The sequence below is a fragment of the Lacihabitans sp. LS3-19 genome (genome assembly GCF_024343575.1).
Lineage (GTDB): Bacteria > Bacteroidota > Bacteroidia > Cytophagales > Spirosomataceae > Leadbetterella.
The window spans coordinates 353098-368997 of sequence record NZ_RJUA01000001.1; the positions used below are offsets into that span (position 1 = coordinate 353098).

The 15900-nt window shown below is 35.3% G+C and carries 14 protein-coding genes; 4 read left to right on the forward strand and 10 right to left on the reverse strand.

What is annotated here, in order from left to right; genetic code table 11:
• Positions 1–649: 649 nt before the first annotated feature.
• The 5 genes from EGI22_RS01380 to EGI22_RS01400 form a co-directional block, all read right to left on the reverse strand.
• The gene (locus EGI22_RS01380; protein ID WP_255065842.1) at positions 650–1975 is read right to left on the reverse strand and encodes a PAS domain-containing sensor histidine kinase; all 1326 of its coding nucleotides are present in this window, start codon (positions 1973–1975) and stop codon (positions 650–652) included.
• Positions 1972–3294 (reverse strand): sigma-54 dependent transcriptional regulator, encoded by a 1323-nt coding sequence (locus EGI22_RS01385; protein ID WP_255065843.1) that lies wholly within the window; start codon positions 3292–3294, stop codon positions 1972–1974. The genes EGI22_RS01380 and EGI22_RS01385 overlap by 4 nt, the downstream gene beginning before the upstream one ends.
• 53 nt (positions 3295–3347) lie before the next feature.
• Entirely contained in the window at positions 3348–4649 is a 1302-nt protein-coding gene (locus EGI22_RS01390; protein WP_255065844.1) for a TolC family protein, read from the reverse strand.
• A 38-nt stretch (positions 4650–4687) separates the two neighbouring features.
• On the reverse strand, positions 4688–5350 hold the full coding sequence (locus EGI22_RS01395; protein ID WP_255065845.1) for an ABC transporter ATP-binding protein: 663 nt from the start codon (positions 5348–5350) through the stop codon (positions 4688–4690).
• A 135-nt stretch (positions 5351–5485) separates the two neighbouring features.
• Positions 5486–6706: an MFS transporter gene (locus EGI22_RS01400; RefSeq protein ID WP_255065846.1), complete on the reverse strand. Its 1221-nt coding sequence runs from the start codon at positions 6704–6706 to the stop codon at positions 5486–5488.
• A gap of 147 nt (positions 6707–6853) precedes the next feature.
• Here EGI22_RS01400 and EGI22_RS01405 point away from each other — a divergent pair, with 147 nt between their 5' ends.
• Complete coding sequence (locus EGI22_RS01405; protein WP_255065847.1) at positions 6854–8302, forward strand: UDP-N-acetylmuramoyl-L-alanyl-D-glutamate--2,6-diaminopimelate ligase; 1449 nt, start codon at positions 6854–6856, stop codon at positions 8300–8302.
• A gap of 114 nt (positions 8303–8416) precedes the next feature.
• On the opposite strand, the gene EGI22_RS01410 is transcribed toward EGI22_RS01405, so the two are convergent.
• A complete protein-coding gene (locus tag EGI22_RS01410; RefSeq protein ID WP_255065848.1) occupies positions 8417–8875 on the reverse strand; it encodes an SRPBCC family protein in 459 nt (152 codons plus the stop codon).
• A gap of 219 nt (positions 8876–9094) precedes the next feature.
• Here EGI22_RS01410 and EGI22_RS01415 point away from each other — a divergent pair, with 219 nt between their 5' ends.
• Positions 9095–10141 carry a sugar phosphate isomerase/epimerase gene (locus EGI22_RS01415; RefSeq protein ID WP_255065849.1) on the forward strand — a complete coding sequence of 349 codons (1047 nt, stop codon included), beginning with the start codon at positions 9095–9097 and terminating at the stop codon, positions 10139–10141.
• A 34-nt stretch (positions 10142–10175) separates the two neighbouring features.
• On the opposite strand, the gene EGI22_RS01420 is transcribed toward EGI22_RS01415, so the two are convergent.
• The 3 genes from EGI22_RS01420 to murF form a co-directional block, all read right to left on the reverse strand.
• Positions 10176–11213, reverse strand: a complete 1038-nt coding sequence (locus EGI22_RS01420; RefSeq protein ID WP_255065850.1) for a serine hydrolase — start codon at positions 11211–11213, stop codon at positions 10176–10178.
• A 10-nt stretch (positions 11214–11223) separates the two neighbouring features.
• A complete protein-coding gene (locus tag EGI22_RS01425; protein ID WP_255065851.1) occupies positions 11224–12363 on the reverse strand; it encodes a DEAD/DEAH box helicase in 1140 nt (379 codons plus the stop codon).
• Positions 12364–12826: 463 nt separating this feature from the next.
• The gene (gene murF, locus EGI22_RS01430; RefSeq protein WP_255065852.1) at positions 12827–14116 is read right to left on the reverse strand and encodes a UDP-N-acetylmuramoyl-tripeptide--D-alanyl-D-alanine ligase; all 1290 of its coding nucleotides are present in this window, start codon (positions 14114–14116) and stop codon (positions 12827–12829) included.
• 67 nt (positions 14117–14183) lie between these two features.
• Here murF and EGI22_RS01435 point away from each other — a divergent pair, with 67 nt between their 5' ends.
• Complete coding sequence (locus EGI22_RS01435) at positions 14184–14672, forward strand: methylated-DNA--[protein]-cysteine S-methyltransferase (RefSeq protein ID WP_255065853.1); 489 nt, start codon at positions 14184–14186, stop codon at positions 14670–14672.
• A gap of 69 nt (positions 14673–14741) precedes the next feature.
• Positions 14742–15104, forward strand: a complete 363-nt coding sequence (locus EGI22_RS01440) for a hypothetical protein (protein WP_255065854.1) — start codon at positions 14742–14744, stop codon at positions 15102–15104.
• Positions 15105–15156: 52 nt separating this feature from the next.
• On the opposite strand, the gene EGI22_RS01445 is transcribed toward EGI22_RS01440, so the two are convergent.
• Complete coding sequence (locus tag EGI22_RS01445; protein ID WP_255065855.1) at positions 15157–15852, reverse strand: DUF1080 domain-containing protein; 696 nt, start codon at positions 15850–15852, stop codon at positions 15157–15159.
• Positions 15853–15900: the final 48 nt, after the last annotated feature.

Consider the following 15900-nt stretch of genomic DNA (forward strand, 5'->3'; position numbering starts at 1 on the left):
TTGAAAAATATAATAATAGATTGAATGGGTTAGCTCAATAACGAGCGAATCCCATGATGCTTAATGTACCCTTTACCCTTCTTAATATCGGTGTCAAGGTTTGATTATCATCTTTGTTTGTGTCATAAAAATTATGACTAAACGATCTTGAATTTTCTGAAGATAAATTAGGGAAATGATTCTTTAGCAAAGAGGTTATCTCATGATTTGACTCTACTAAGTGTTTGGGAACAATAATTCTGGCCATGATATTAGATTTTAAGTTTTTAATTGAAAGCAAGCTACTCGTTGGTATTGAAGTATTTACAAGTGCTTTATTGATGTTCAAATTTATGTTAAAAATCCAATGCTAAAAAATATTGCTATGTTTTGCTAATAAATTGAGCAAAATTCAATTATGTCTTTTACTTAAGTCCAGATCTAGTTTAATAAGTTCGGATTTTATTCATTGGTAGAATATTAGAGCAGAAAAAAGCTATTCCGTAAAGCTTTTAATTAGAGTAAATGGAAAATATTATGTCAGTGAAGCGTAAGTTTTGGTTAAAAACTACTTTAAAAAAGTAATGACGAAGTTTTGTTTTTTTTCTAAAACTTAAAAGATTATTTGTTTAGTGGGGGATATGTTCGCATTGAGAAATGTAAAAAGATTTTACCCAAACTGCAAAACAAATATAGACCCTGAGGGTTGGTTTTGGAAGTAATTAATATTTCCGCCGTTTAGTTGCATAATTTGTCTGGAAAGACTTAACCCTATACCTGAACCCGTTTTTTTTGTGGTGAAAAACGGTATGAAAATCTTTTCTTGGACTTCTTTTTCCACACCTATTGCATTGTCGCTAATTGAAACGGTTTTTACACCTTGAGCATAGTCGGCTGTTACTGTAATTTCGGGGTCCGAAGTTTTGTAATTCACTTCGAAAGCGTTTTTAATAATGTTAATCAACACTTGTTCTATTTGGTCAGGATCAATGATACTTTCAAAATCTTTCAAGACCTCAAAGCTGATTTTTATTTGACTTTCATTGGCTTTTGCGGTAAAGATTCCCTCCAAAGTTTTGAATAAATCGCTGGCGTTTGTAACCGTTTTGTTGGGTAATGGAATCGAAGTGAATTCTCGGTACGCATTAACAAATTTCATAATTCCGTTTCCACGACGTTGAACAGTTAACAATGCGTCTTTGAGGTCATTTATAGAATCTTCTTCCTTTTCGTTTTGAGCAGAAATCTCGTTTTCTACAATGTCTTTCATAGTTTCGGCTAGCGAAACAATCGGCGTTACGGAGTTCATTATCTCGTGTCGAAGAACTTTGGTAAGGTTTTGCCAAGCTTCTAACTCTCTTACTTGCAGTTCAGAGCGGATATTGTGTATGGCCAAAAGGCGAACTTTCCGACCTCTCATTTGTATCTCTGTGATCGAAAAAGAAAGGTCATTGTCAGCCAAACTTAAGAGTTTTGATTCTCCGGGTTTTAAGGTAGTAATTACTTCAAAGACTCCCTGACTTTCTTTTTGAATATCATTTATGTGTTTTAGTCGGTAGATTTTTAATAGTTTGCTGGCAGCCTGATTGTTAATTTCAATTTTGCCTTCTGTGTCATAGGAGAGTATTCCCACGTTTATTTGTTGAATAATCGCATTGATAAAATGCAGTGTAGCTTCCCGCTCGGCTCTGACAAGATTGAAACTATTTATAACGGCATTAAGGTCTTTGTTAAGATCTTTAAAACTATCTCCAAGCTTGTTGTCAGCTTTGAAAGTGATGGCGAAGTCTTGGTATTTGATAGACTCAAAAAGTCGCTTCATTTTGCGGTTGAGTGAAGTAACGTATTTGTATAAATTGGCCGCTAATATTATTCCAATCAGTCCAAATATGATGCAAAGTGGGATATTGTTTTTTAAATAAGCAAAGGCAAATCCCAATGAATTAATCAGAATCAAAAAAATACGAAAGGAAATACCAAGGCTAAAGTTTTTCATAAATTAAACTTTTCGATTCTCCTGTACAAAGCCTGCCTGCTGATTCCCATCTCTTTCGAGGCATCAGTGATATTACCGTTAAATTTCTTCAAAGTCTTTACTATCAGTTGCTTTTCTAAGTCTTCAAGGTAATAAGAATCTACTATAAGGGGTTCTGCAGTAGATGTTTTTCTTATCACAAAATCCTCTTCGGCCAGTTGTAGACTTTGGGTTACTATTACGGCTCTTTCTATTACATGTTGCAGCTCACGTACATTGCCCGGCCAATGATAAGACATTAACTTTTTTTGCAAGGCCACACTAATTCTTTTAATTTTTCGGTTGTATTTTTTAGCATAAATTCCCAAGAAGTGCTCTGCCAAAAGCAGAATATCTGAGCCTCTTTCTCGCAAAGGCGGCAAATTGATTTCTATGGTGTTGATTCTAAAAAGAAGGTCTTGTCTAAAAGTTTTTTCGTTTACTTTTTCATAGATCGCCTCGTTGGTAGCACATATTAGTCTTGCATCAAACGGAATCTGTTTGTTAGAGCCAACTTTCACCACGTTTCGGTTTTGGATAGCAAACAAGAGTTTGTTTTGCAAAGTAAGTGGCACATTTCCTATTTCATCAAGGAAGATCGTTCCTTTGTCTGCTTCTTGAAATCTTCCTATGCGTTCATCTCTAGCATCGGTAAACGCTCCTTTTACATGCCCAAAGAGTTCGCTCTCAAACAAGTTTTCACTTACTGAACCCAAATCAGCATGTACAAAAGTCTTCTCTTTTCGTTTTGATTGTTTGTGAATTTCTCTAGCTACCAAGTCTTTACCTGTGCCATTTTCTCCTAAAATAAGTATATTAGCATCTGTAGCAGAAACTTGTTTTATTAAATCGAGAACCACTTTTATTTCGTCAGATTCGCCTATTATTTCTGATTTTTCCTCGAGTTTTTCTATGTTTTCACTTTTAGAAAAAACACTTCGGAGAGTTTCTAAAAGTTTGTCATTTACCCAAGGTTTAAGAATAAAATCCGCAGCTCCGTTTTTTATAGCCCTAACGGCCATTTCAATATCACCAAAGGCAGTAAAGAGGATAATTTTTTGTTTTTTGTTTTTATCTAAAATAAAATCTAACCAATAGAATCCTTCGTTTCCGGTGTTTACGTCTCGACTAAAGTTCATGTCGAGCAGTATAATATCAAAGCTGAAATTGTTGAGTAAATATGGGATTTTCTCAGGGTTTTTTTCTATTTCTACAGATTTAAAATGTCGCTTCAGCAATAGCTTCGCCGCATTGAGAATGTCAACGTCGTCGTCCACTATTAAAATACTTTTATCTTGCATTAGGCGGTAGAAATTTATGTAAATCTAAGAAAGCTTTTAAAATAACCCATGTTTTAGAGAAAATCAAATTCTCCAGATTGATAATATCCAAGGAGTTTTTTCTGCAAAATCCACCTGAATTTTGTCTGAATTTGGTTGGCATTTGCCCGTGCCAAATTGGTTTGGGCTAAAGCAAACTCTATTGGGTTTATAGTTCCTGCGTCTATTCTAAGTTCCACATACTTTAAGTTTTCTTCGCTGATTTCTACTTGCTTACTTGCATTTTTATAGCGTTCGCCAAAAGCAGTTAATAGTAATCTGGCAGTTTCAATGTCTTGATTTAGCGTATTTTGGCTAATTTGTTTAGTGTTTTCTACCATTTTTTTCTGAACATTTAAGAATTGCGTTCTTGGAGAATTCTGAAATTTAGAGAAAATAGGAATCGCAATATTCAGTGAAAACGAGCCATTTCTTGTATCATTTACTTGTTGGAAAAAACTCCTTTCGCTATTGGTAGAAGCATAAAAAGTGGCATATTGTCCGTAAAGATTAACTTCTGGAAAATTCTCCGCTTTATTGGCTTTTATTAGTTTCTCAAAGCTTTTGGATTGAAGGTTTAGGCTTTTATATTCTGGCAAAAACTCTACTGGATTGCTACTTTCATTGTACACTGTTTCCTGCCCGATTTCAAAAGGAATTATTTGTTCAAAAACCACACTTTCATTCGGTTTAATGTTCATCAATTGAAACAAAGTCAATCTTGCAATTTGGTGATTATATTCCGCATCTATTTGGCTTCCTTCATCAGCAGCTACTTGGTTTTTAAACTGAATCAGTTCGAGTTTTCCAGAGGTGCCAGCATCCAACATTTTTTGTTGTTTTGCTATTTGTGTTCTTGAGTTTTCTACTTGTTTTTTGCTTGCTTCTAACAATTCTTGTGTGGCTAAAACATCCAAATATGCCTTCAAAATATTAATAGAGAGCCTATTTCCTTCGGTTTCAATATTATAGGTTTCGGCATTTTGCAGAATTTGAGCACTTTCTGTCAAGTATTGTTTTTGAAAACCCTTAAAAACTGGCATACTCACTTGTAGTCCGCCATAAGTCGAGTTGTAAAGTTGATTAATGTAGTCGTTGGAGAAACGGTCGATAGACCTTCCAAAATTCATTCCTTGCGACAAGACAGCCTGAGTCGTAGGCAGCTTGTTGGCTTTTGCAGAGGCAAGGTTTGAATTTGCAACTTCTGCGTTTATAATCGTTTTTTGGTAAGTAGGGTTGTTACTTTTTGCAACTTCAATGCATTTTTTTAAGGTAAATGTCTGCCCAGAGAGATTTCCAACAAATAAAACTCCAATAATTATAAATAGCTTTTTCATAGTTTGTACATTGTAAAAATTAACACTTAAAGAAATTTTCAGACCAACCATCCATCTTTCAAATTCACGACTCTATTTCCATATTCTGCGTTGGTTTTGGAGTGGGTCACCTGCACTATCGTTACACCGTCTTTCTGGTTCAATTCTTTGAAGACCTGCATAATATACTCTGCTTGGTCGGAGTGTAAATTGCCCGTGGGTTCGTCAGCAAAAATGATTTTTGGCTGTGCTACCAATGCCCGAGCTATACCAACTAACTGCTGCTGGCCACCTGAGAGCTGATTTGGGAAAAGGTCTTTTTTGGCGACAATTTGAAATCTGTCTAAGATATCTGCCACACGACTTTTCCGTTCTGATGACGATATGTTTTGGTAAAGTAGCGGCGTTTCTATGTTTTCGTAAACGGTTAGCTCATCTATCAAATGATAAGCTTGAAATACAAAACCAATGGTATTTCGATGAATTTCTGTTTTCTTTTTTTCCGTTAAAGAAGTCACGTTTTCTTCTAACAGGTTATATGTGCCTTCTGAGGCTTCTTCTAATAAACCTAAAATATGCAAAAGCGTAGATTTACCCGAGCCCGATGGTCCCATTATAGACACAAACTCACCCGCTTCTATCTTCAGATTTATATTTTTTAAAATAAATACTTTCCCAAAACCCTGTTTGAAATATTTGCCGACATTCGAAAGTTCTATCATAGTTTTTTTCTTTGAATATAGAAGATTCGAATTTTGTGCCAAAAATTTAAAGGTTTAATTATTAGTGTTTTAATATTAAATAAATAGATTTTTTCGTCCGAAAATGGACAAAAAAGTACGGAGATGGACAGACGTTTAATCTATAAAATTGAGGTCTTTGTTAAATGTTTCGTCGAGTTTGAAAATGGCCCAAATCGCAAAAACGAATACAATACTTTCAATGAAAAGTAAGGTGTTTAAAAAGTTTTTGAAAAGATAGATATTGAGGTTGGGTATTAAAATGGTAAACAAAAAAACAGAAGATCTGGCTAAAGAAAAAAGCAAAGTTGTTGCACTTCCTCGTTTATTGGTACCGAATTGTTCAATTGCAAATATCAAAAACTCGAAAAGATAGCCAGACGATAAACCATAAAGAACTACGATAATATAAAAATAAGGTACGCTATTAAGGCCTTTTTCGCCTAAAAAACCATTAAAACTGGTAAAAACACTAATAAGTAAGAGTGAAAAAAAACATATTTTGAAGATTAATCTTCGGGATTTGAAGTAATTAGTTAAAATAGGTATCAATATAAAACCACTTATTGCACCTAAGACAAAGCATATTGCTAACGAATCCTTTTTTACAGATACTTGATAGGTTTGGTAAATTTCCGAAGTTAGAAATGTAGAACCCGCCGTAATTACATAAATGGGTAAGAGGCCAAACAGAAGTAAATAAAATTTTCGACTTTTTAAGGTATTTAAAATGCTAGATAAACCATCATTGTCTTTTTTGATTTTTAAAAAAATGTCTGATTCGAATGTTGCAAATCGGGCCAACATTATCAATAATCCCCCAAGGCCAGCAACAAAATAAATATTTCTCCAATCGAAATATTTACTCGAGATGCTTAATATTAACACTGCACTAAATCCAAAAATAGCTATTAAAGCAACAAAAAGGCTGTTTTTTGATCTGGGGAATATTTCACTTATTAATACTATACCTATTCCAAGTTCTGGGGCTAAGCCAAATCCTACAATGAATTTTAAAACTAAAAAGGTATTAATATTTGTAACAAACCCTCCAAGAAATGTACCCAAGGAGTATATGAAAATTGAAGTAAAAAGGATAAAAAGCCTTCCTTTAACATCTGCCCAAAAACTAAATACTAAGGCTCCTGTGAGAATACCCAATGATTGTATTACAAGCACTAAGGTGTTAAAAAATAAAATTTTGTCGGGGAGAATTTGTAAGTCAGTATATAGCGTATCTCCCAATACATAAGGCAAATTGACAATAAAAGAGTTAGAAAAATAAGCCAAAATGGATGTAACAAGTGTAATGTTTTTGTTGTCTAGTTTGGTTGTCATTAATATTTTATGGTAAAGTTTGGTTTAATAACGTAAAATTGTTTGGAAAATATTATTTTCAAATTTAACAAATATATTTACAGAATTGCATCCAATTGTTATTTCGAACCAATTTCCTAAATTATCTTTACCAGAAATTTTTTTAAGATGCTTCTAAGCGAAATATTATACAACATACCTTTAAAGTCGGTTTCTGGTAGAACAGATATTAACGTTTTAAAAATCGAGTTTGATTCTAGAAAAATAGAAGCAGGAACTCTTTTTGTAGCTATTCCCGGCACACAGGTGGATGGTCATAATTTCATTGAAAAAGCTATAGAAATGGGTGCCATAGCAATACTTTGTGAAAGATTCCCAGAAGTTTTATCTGAAAATATTACCTATGTTTTGGTTGAAAATTCGGCCAAATCAATGGGGATAGCGGCAGGGAATTTTTATAGCAATCCTTCAAAAAACCTGACACTTGTAGGTGTTACTGGTACCAACGGAAAAACATCAATAGCCACTTTACTATTCAATCTTTTCCGTAAACTTGGTTATAAATGTGGCTTGCTTTCTACAGTTCAAAATCAAATAGAAGATGATATAATTCCTTCAACACATACCACGCCTGATTCAGTGAAAATCAATGAATTGATGTCAGAAATGTACCGAAAGGGCTGTGTATATGTTTTTATGGAGGTGAGTTCGCATGCAGTAGAAATGCAACGAATCTCAGGCTTAACATTTGCAGGAGGTATTTTTACCAATATTACGCAAGACCATTTAGATTTCCACGGCACTTTTGACAATTACATAAAAGCCAAGAAAGGTTTTTTTGATATGTTGCCCAAAACGGCGTTTGCTCTTACAAATGCTGACGATAAAAACGGTAAAGTGATGTTGCAAAACACTGCGGCCTCTAAAAATTCATATTCTTTAAAAAACATTGGGAATTTTAAGGGAAAAGTAATGGATTGTGGGCTATTTGGTTTGCAAATGGACGTAAATGGACAGGAAGTTTGGTTTAAATTAATAGGTAATTTTAATGCATATAATCTTTTAGCAGTTTATGGAACAGCTATGCTTTTAGGAGAAAATTCTGAAAATGTCCTAACTATTTTGTCGGAACTAAAACCACCTCCAGGCAGGTTTGAACAGATAATGGCCCCAGATCAGCGAGTAGGAATTGTTGACTATGCCCACACGCCAGATGCATTGCAAAATGTATTGGAAACAATCAACGACCTCAGAGAAGGAAAACAAAAAATAATAACGGTGGTAGGCTGTGGAGGCAACCGCGACAAAGGTAAAAGGCCGTTAATGGCTAAAATAGCCTGTGAACTTTCTGACGTGGTGATATTAACATCGGATAATCCTCGAAATGAAGAACCTGAGGATATTTTGGCAGATATGCAAGCAGGAGTAAGTATTACCCAAAGACGAAAAGTAAATCAAGTAACAGATAGGAGAGAAGCAATAAAGCAAGCAGCTGCATTAGCAGGTCCTCAAGATATAATTTTAGTGGCGGGTAAAGGTCACGAAACCTACCAAGATGTAAAAGGAGTAAAAAGCCATTTTGACGACAAAGAGGAGCTAGGTTTGGCGTTTAAATAATGCCAATGTTTATGTCCTCACAAACAACCCAGCTAATGTTTGTGTCCTAGCAAACATCACTATGCCAATGTTTGTGTCCTCACAAACATTACTATGCCCATTTCCCCTCAAACATCACTTACCTTTCGGGAACATCTTTTCCAAAACAACCTTCCTATAGGTAAAAATCCCACGCACCTTAGCGTCCACAAAAAGTTTACCAGCTATCCAACCGAAAATCCATTTGCCTACATCGTAGTGCAATATGTCAGTCATTAATACACCGCCTTCTACAGCCTTAAAATGATGCTCATGGTGCCAAATATTGTAGGGTCCTAGACGCTGCTCATCCACAAAAAACTCATTTTCCTTTACATGTGTTATTTCAGTAACCCAGTTTAGCGGAATGTTGAGCATGGGAGATACTTTATAACTGATCATCAAACCTTCGTACATCTTTTCAGGTATGTCATATAGGATTTGAAAGGTCATCTCGGGTGGCGTAATTTCGTTCAAATTTTTTGGTGACGAAAAAAAATCCCATGCTTTTTCAAGGCTAATTGGCAAAAACTGTTCGACTTCGAGACGTTTCATTATCTGGTGTTACGTTTGTTGATTTCCTATGTTAAACCTTTTATATTATGCTTTGTTTTCAAAAACCAGCACTTATATTTTTGAAGGAAAATGTTTTGGTCGGTAAAATTCATGGTATTGTCGGGTTAACACATAAAAAGGTCGTTTTTATAGGATTTATTTATTTTAAAATTGTAGATTTATAAGATTTTTATCTCTATAATTTATTCAATTATTCTCATGAAAAAAACAGACAATTCTTCGGTTTCACGTCGTCAGTTCCTAACCAATGCTGCACTTGTAACAGGTTCGGTATTTGGAGCTAGCAAAATATTCGGTGCACCAGCTATTATTTCGGATTTATATAAAACTGGCTCTTTGATCAAAGGCGTTCAGATTGGCGTCATTACCTATTCGTTTAGGGAAATGAAAGACCAAAGTGCGGAGGCAACGTTGCAATATATTCTTGACTCAGGAATAAGTGCCACAGAACTCATGGGAGATCCTGCCGAAGTATATGCAGGAAGACCGCAGAATCCTGTTGATTTTCGTAGTTTTTTCCCTTTGATGAGAAAAAGAAGAGAAAAACAACCTCTGACTGACGAAGAAAACAAAAAACTTGATGAGTCAGAAGCATTAATGAAAGAATATAATGCGGAAGTAAAAAAATGGAGGTTGTCTGCTCCTATGAATAAGTTTGAGGAATTTGGTAAAATGTATAAGAAAGCGGGTGTTAAAATTTATGGTTTTAAGCCCAGTGCATTTGGAAAAGACAATTCAGATGAAGAAGTAGCTTACGGAATGAAAGCAGCTAAAGCATTAGGAGCTAACCAAGTAACTTTAGAACATCCTTCTGACGATGCCCAAACGCTTAGATTAGGGAAAATAGCTGAAAAATATGGCGTAAAAGTTGGTTATCATGGTCATGAGCAACAAACGCCAACTTTCTGGGACACAGCTTTAGCTCAATCTCCAGCCAACGGAATGAATCTCGACCTAGGTCACTTTGTGGCGGCGGGAAACATTGAGCCGATAGCATTTGTGAATAAAATGCACAATAATATCTTGAGTATGCACATCAAAGACCGTCAAAATGCTGCTCATGGAAAAGGTAATTTACCTTGGGGTACAGGAGATACACCTCTAGTAGAAGTATTAAAAATGATGAGAGACAATAAATACAAATTCCCAGCTACTGTAGAATTGGAATACAAAATACCAGAAGGCTCCGATTCAGTAAAGGAAGTACAGAAATGTTTGGAATATTGTAAGCGTGCGTTATCATAAAAAAAATAAAAATTAGAGCCGAAAGGCTCTTTTTTTATTCCAAAATCCCACTTTCCAAAACAATCCTCCTTACCTCAGCCTCAAAATAATAGCTAATGCTAAAATCATCAAAGGTTTGATTTTCAAGTACTATAATGCTCGTTTTGGTTTTGGGGTAATACAAGTTTACTGAGGTAAAGCCTTGCTCTGGCACTATACCAGTATGTCCATATTCTTTGATTTCTGCTTTGTCATTTATTCTTATTCCATAACCATATCCAATTGCTTTTTCTCCAAAAACATTGTGTTGAGAAAGCGTATTATAGCTAACCATTTTCTTGTAAGTTTCTGGTTTTAGGGTTTTGCCTCCGTGTAATTTTTGGTTCCATTTCGCCAAGTCGCCAACTGTAGAAATCAAACCTGCTGCAGGAATTCTATCCTCAACTATCAGATAGGTTTTTACTTCAGTTTTTTCATTGTTTTCCGAAAAACTAAAACCGTTAACAGCCTTTATCTGAAAACCTTCATTCGGATAACCTGAGTTCTTCATTCCACATTTTTTGAACAAATCATCAACTGCTTTTTCATAGGATGTATGAGTAACTGCCGCAATAATTTTTCCCAAAAGCATATAATTCAAATCCGTATACTTAAAAGTCGTTCCTGGTACTGTGGCTAAAGGTTTTTCGAAACTTACGATACCAGAAGTATGATTTAATAGCTGATGAACAGTAACCGAATCAGTCCATTTTTGAGGAAAATTCGGTAAATAGTGCTTTATTGTTTGGTCTAAATTTATTCTTCCTCTGTCTACTTCTCTTAAAATCAAAACTGCAGTAATCTGCTTACTATTAGACAATAATACAAATTTGCTCTTGCTATTTAAAGGTTCAATGCCTTCACTTTTAGCCAAACCAATAGCCTTTTCATATTTCACTTTTCCGTTTTGCGAAACCAAAACTACTCCATTAAAACCCCGTGGATTTTTAGAATTCAATAAGCTGTCCATTCTTTCAGGAAGTGCATTTTGTGAAAATCCAGAATAATATAAAGTGCTGAATAATAATAATTTAAATAAAATTATAACGCTCATTTTTATGTTTTTAAAAACCAAAATCTAAAGTCTCAGCATCTATTTTTTCAACTCTTTTCCCCATCTTTTTTTGGATAATATAAAAATGCGGTTCTTCTTCGAGGGTTATCAATGAAATGGCCTCTCCTGGGGAATTTGCTCTACCGGTTCGGCCTATTCTATGCACATAATCTTTGGGTGAGCGAGGTAATTCGTAATTGATCACAAATGGCAAAAACTGAATATCGATTCCTCTAGAAGCCAAATCTGTGGCTACCAAGATATTGACTTTTCCTTTCTTAAATCCGCTCAAAGCTTCGGTTCTTGCGGCTTGCGTTTTTTTGCTATGAATGGCCGAGGCGTTTATGCCATTTTTCTTGAGTTTGGCTACGACATTGTCTGCTGTGCGGGTACTCGACACAAAAACCAAGACCTGTACCATATTTTGCGAAACTATCAAATGTCTTAGCAGCGGCCCTTTTCGTTCAGCATTAACAATATAAGCTGTCTGTTTTATCAAGTCAAGATTTTGAACTTCTGCCTCAATCTCAATAATTTCAGGATTGTGCAGCACCGATGATTTTATCTTATCAAGCTTGGTATCGAGGGTTGCCGAAAACAATATGTTTTGGCGTTTGGCAGGAATCAAACGTAAGATATCGGCCATTTCATCTTGAAAACCCATATCTAGCATTTTGTCGGCTTCGTCTAAGACTAGGATTTCTATTTTACCCAAATGAATAGAATTGGTCGAAACCATATCTAGCAATCTACCAGGCGTGGCAACTAATATTTCAGTATTCTTTAACCTGACCATTTGCTGGTTTAATGGTACACCACCAAAAACAGCCAAGTTTTTAACTTTTATGGGTAAGTGCTCTGAAAATGAATCAATTACCTCGCTTATTTGCATCGCAAGTTCACGCGTAGGCACTAGTATCAACACTTTCAAATGCAGATTTCGAGATTCTTTTTTCTTATGAAACATCTCCAATATCGGCAAAACAAAACTCGCCGTTTTACCAGATCCCGTTTGGGCATTTCCTTGCACATCTTTTCCGCTCAATATGGCAGGAATGGCCTTTGACTGAATGGGATATGGTTCAGCATATTCCATTTTTTGAATGGCATCCAGTAAAGGTTTCGAAAGGCCGAGCGATTGAAAAGACATGTTTTGTTTTTTTACAAAGGTAGAGCAATTTTCCTAAATTGCTCAAAAGCATGATAGATCAAAAATGAGTACGCTTGCCTAAAATCACAAGTTTTATAAAATTAAATTTTAAATCAAAATCATGTAACATGAGATATAAACATTTCAAACGCGTTCCAATCCTAACGTAAAGCGATTTTCCAAATCGCTGAAAAACAAATGTTGAAATAATTCAATTTCCACGATTTGAAAAATCGTGATACTAATTTTCATTTACCTGTATATCTTAAAAGCATCTTTTAGTTTTTACCTGTATATTCTAAAAAGCTTTTTAATTTAATGTACATAATTAACTGATTATTAATACATAATAAATTAAAGAGGAAATAAAAAGTGTAGTCTTCAAGTGAGAAATATTTAAAATGACTATTTCTTAAAATAATTATATTTCATAAAAGCAGTAGCACAATTTTGGAAAATTGTGCTACATCACCGTCAAAATACTCTCCAAACCAACGCCTCTTGATCCTTTTACAAGAAAATAGGTGTTTGTAAAAGCTTTCTCTATCAACCAGTTATGTAGGGAGAATTTATCTGTGAAATAATAGGCTTTAGGTAAATGTGGCAAAGCGTGTTGCATATTTTCGCCATAAAGCACTGCAATATCGAAGTTTTGTTCGGCTACTAATTTTCCTAAAGCAGAATGTTCAGTTTGGCTGAATTCGCCTAGTTCAAACATATCACCAAGTATCACAACTTTTTGTTTTTCAGTTTGTAAGTTTCCAAAGTTTTTGACTGAGGCTGCCATTGAAGACGGATTGGCATTGTAGGCGTCCATCAGGAAAGAATTGCTGCCTTTTTCAATCACTTGCGATCGGTTGTTGTCAGGATTGTAGTCGGCTATAGCTTGTGCTGCATCATTTGAATTAATACCAAAATATCGACCTATGTTATAGGCAGTTTGCATATTGTCAAAATTATACTTTCCTCCAATATGTGTGGTATATACTTGCTCATTATCAGGCGTTTGAAATGACACCGTTGGGCTTTCGGCAGTCATTATTAAAGAGAATTCGTCATTGCCATAATACACAACCAACATCAAATCTTTTTCTTTAGAAAGTTCCAAAACTTTCTCGTCGGTTTGGTTTACAAAAACCGTCCCTCTATTGTTTTTCAAGAAATCAAACAACTCTCCTTTGCCTTTTTTTACACCTTCTTCGCCCCCAAAACCTTCGAGGTGGGCTTTTCCAAGGTTGGTGATAAACCCAAAAGTTGGCTCACAAATGTCACTAAGCATCTCTATTTCTTTTTGATGATTTGCACCCATTTCTATCACGGCCATTTCGGTATCGAGTGGCATATCGAGTAAGGTCAATGGCACGCCGATGTGGTTGTTGAGATTGCCTTTTGTGGCATGTACTTTATATTTTTTGCTTAAAACTCTCGTCAACAATTCCTTATTGGTAGTTTTACCATTTGACCCTGTCAGTCCAATTACCGGAATTTGGAAAGTTTTTCTATGGAAATTAGCTAGTTTTTGAAGTGTTTCTAACACATCGTCCACCAATATACATTGTGGATTTTGTGCATGTTCCATTTCGTCCACTACAGCATAACTTGCACCTTGGGCTATGGCTTGTTCTGCAAAATTATTGGCATTAAATTTTTCACCTTTCAGTGCGAAAAACATTTGGCCTTCACCTATTTTGCGTGTATCGGTCGTGATGCCTTTGCTGGCTATAAATTTCTCGTAAATTTCCTCTATTTGCATTTGCTGATTTTTTCAGCATCAAAGTTCAGCCTTTTTGTTTAATTTCGTAGTATCCAAACCCAAAATTGTGGCAGAATATTTCAAAACATTTTTAAAAACTTCTGATCATTTGTTTAAAATAGAATCGGACGAAACAGCGATTAAAGCCATAAGTTTTGTAAAAGAATTAGAAGAACCATCTGAGATTCAACCACAAGTGCTTGAAATAGCTAAACAACAATTGGGAGAGTTTATGGAAGGTAAATTACAAGATTTTGACCTTCCTTTGGCACCTGATGGTACAGATTTTCAAAAGAAAGTATGGGAATTATTATGTAAAATACCCTATGGAAAGACTTGGACTTATGCAGACATGGCCAATAGACTTGGCGATCCTAAAGTAATTAGAGCAGCAGCCTCGGCTAATGGTAAAAACCCAATAGCTATCGTAATTCCCTGCCACAGAGTGATAGGAACCAACGGAAGTTTGACAGGTTACGCTGGTGGATTAGAAAACAAGCGATTTCTGTTGGATTTAGAAAACAGGATAGCAAATGGCGTAGTGGAGCTTTTTTGATGCATTAATTTTGAAAACTATAATTGTTTTCAGATTATCTTTGTTCTCAATTTAACCAAAAAGCCCAAAATGAAATCTATTATTCTTTCTGTTTTCTTTTTAATAAGTCTCAATTGCTTTGGGCAATCTGATACTATTTCAGCTGCAACAGCTAAAAATTTCATTGGTAAAGAAGTGGTTTTGAAAGGCACCTTAAAGGGCTTTAAACCGTTTAAAGATAGAAACGGGAAAGATATTCTGTTTCTGGACATAGATGCTAGTTATCCTGATACCGAAATTGGCGTTACGGTTTTTCCTGATGCATTTTCAGAGGTAAACCTCAAGCCAGAAGATATTGGCCGCACGGTTTTGATTTCGGGAATTGTAGAAGAATATCGTGGGAAACCAAGTTTGCCCATAAGTGAAGGGACTCAGATTAAGTTTAAGCAATAAAAAAAAACGCCGAAGGTCGTGTATCTTCGGCGTTTTAATTAAATATTTTGTCTTACAATTCCTTAATCTTGATTTTTCTAAAAGCTACCTCATTGCCATGGTCTTGCAGGCCGATTTTGCCGTTGGCATATTTGCCAAATCCTTCCCAACCTTTAAATTTACTTACAGCTACCATTGCTTCCCACTCGGGGCCATTGGTTGGATATGTTACGGCCAAAACGCCATTCTGCCAAACAGTAACTTGCCCGTTTAGTTTCTTGATTTTCACTTTGTTCCATTCGCCAAAAGGTTTAGCTTTTGATGCCGAAGGAATCATATCATACAAAGAACCACCCTTTCTGTTACCATCTTTTCCTTGTTTTGCATCTGGATGATTTTCGTCGTCCAATACCTGTATTTCGGGGCTAGTAAGATAAGGTGTACTATATTTTGTGTCTTCATATACGCCATAGAATATTCCGCTATTCCCGCCTTTGGCAATTTTCCATTCCATTTCCAATTCAAAGTTTTCGTAAGATTTATCTGAAATTAAATCGTTTACTTTCAAATCACTTTTGGCCGTATTGTCGAAAACAAAAGCTCCATCAACAATTTTCCATTTTGCGTTTACAGGTTCTCCTGCGTGATTATAAATATGCCAATTGTTGAAAGTTTTTCCGTCAGACAACTTCACCCATTTCCCTTTTTGGGCAAAAGCAATATTGCTAATTATTAAAGCAGAAAGCAGTACAAACAAGTTTTTTCTCATTTCAATATCTAATTAAGGTTGATCAATTCACAAATATATGTTTTATTC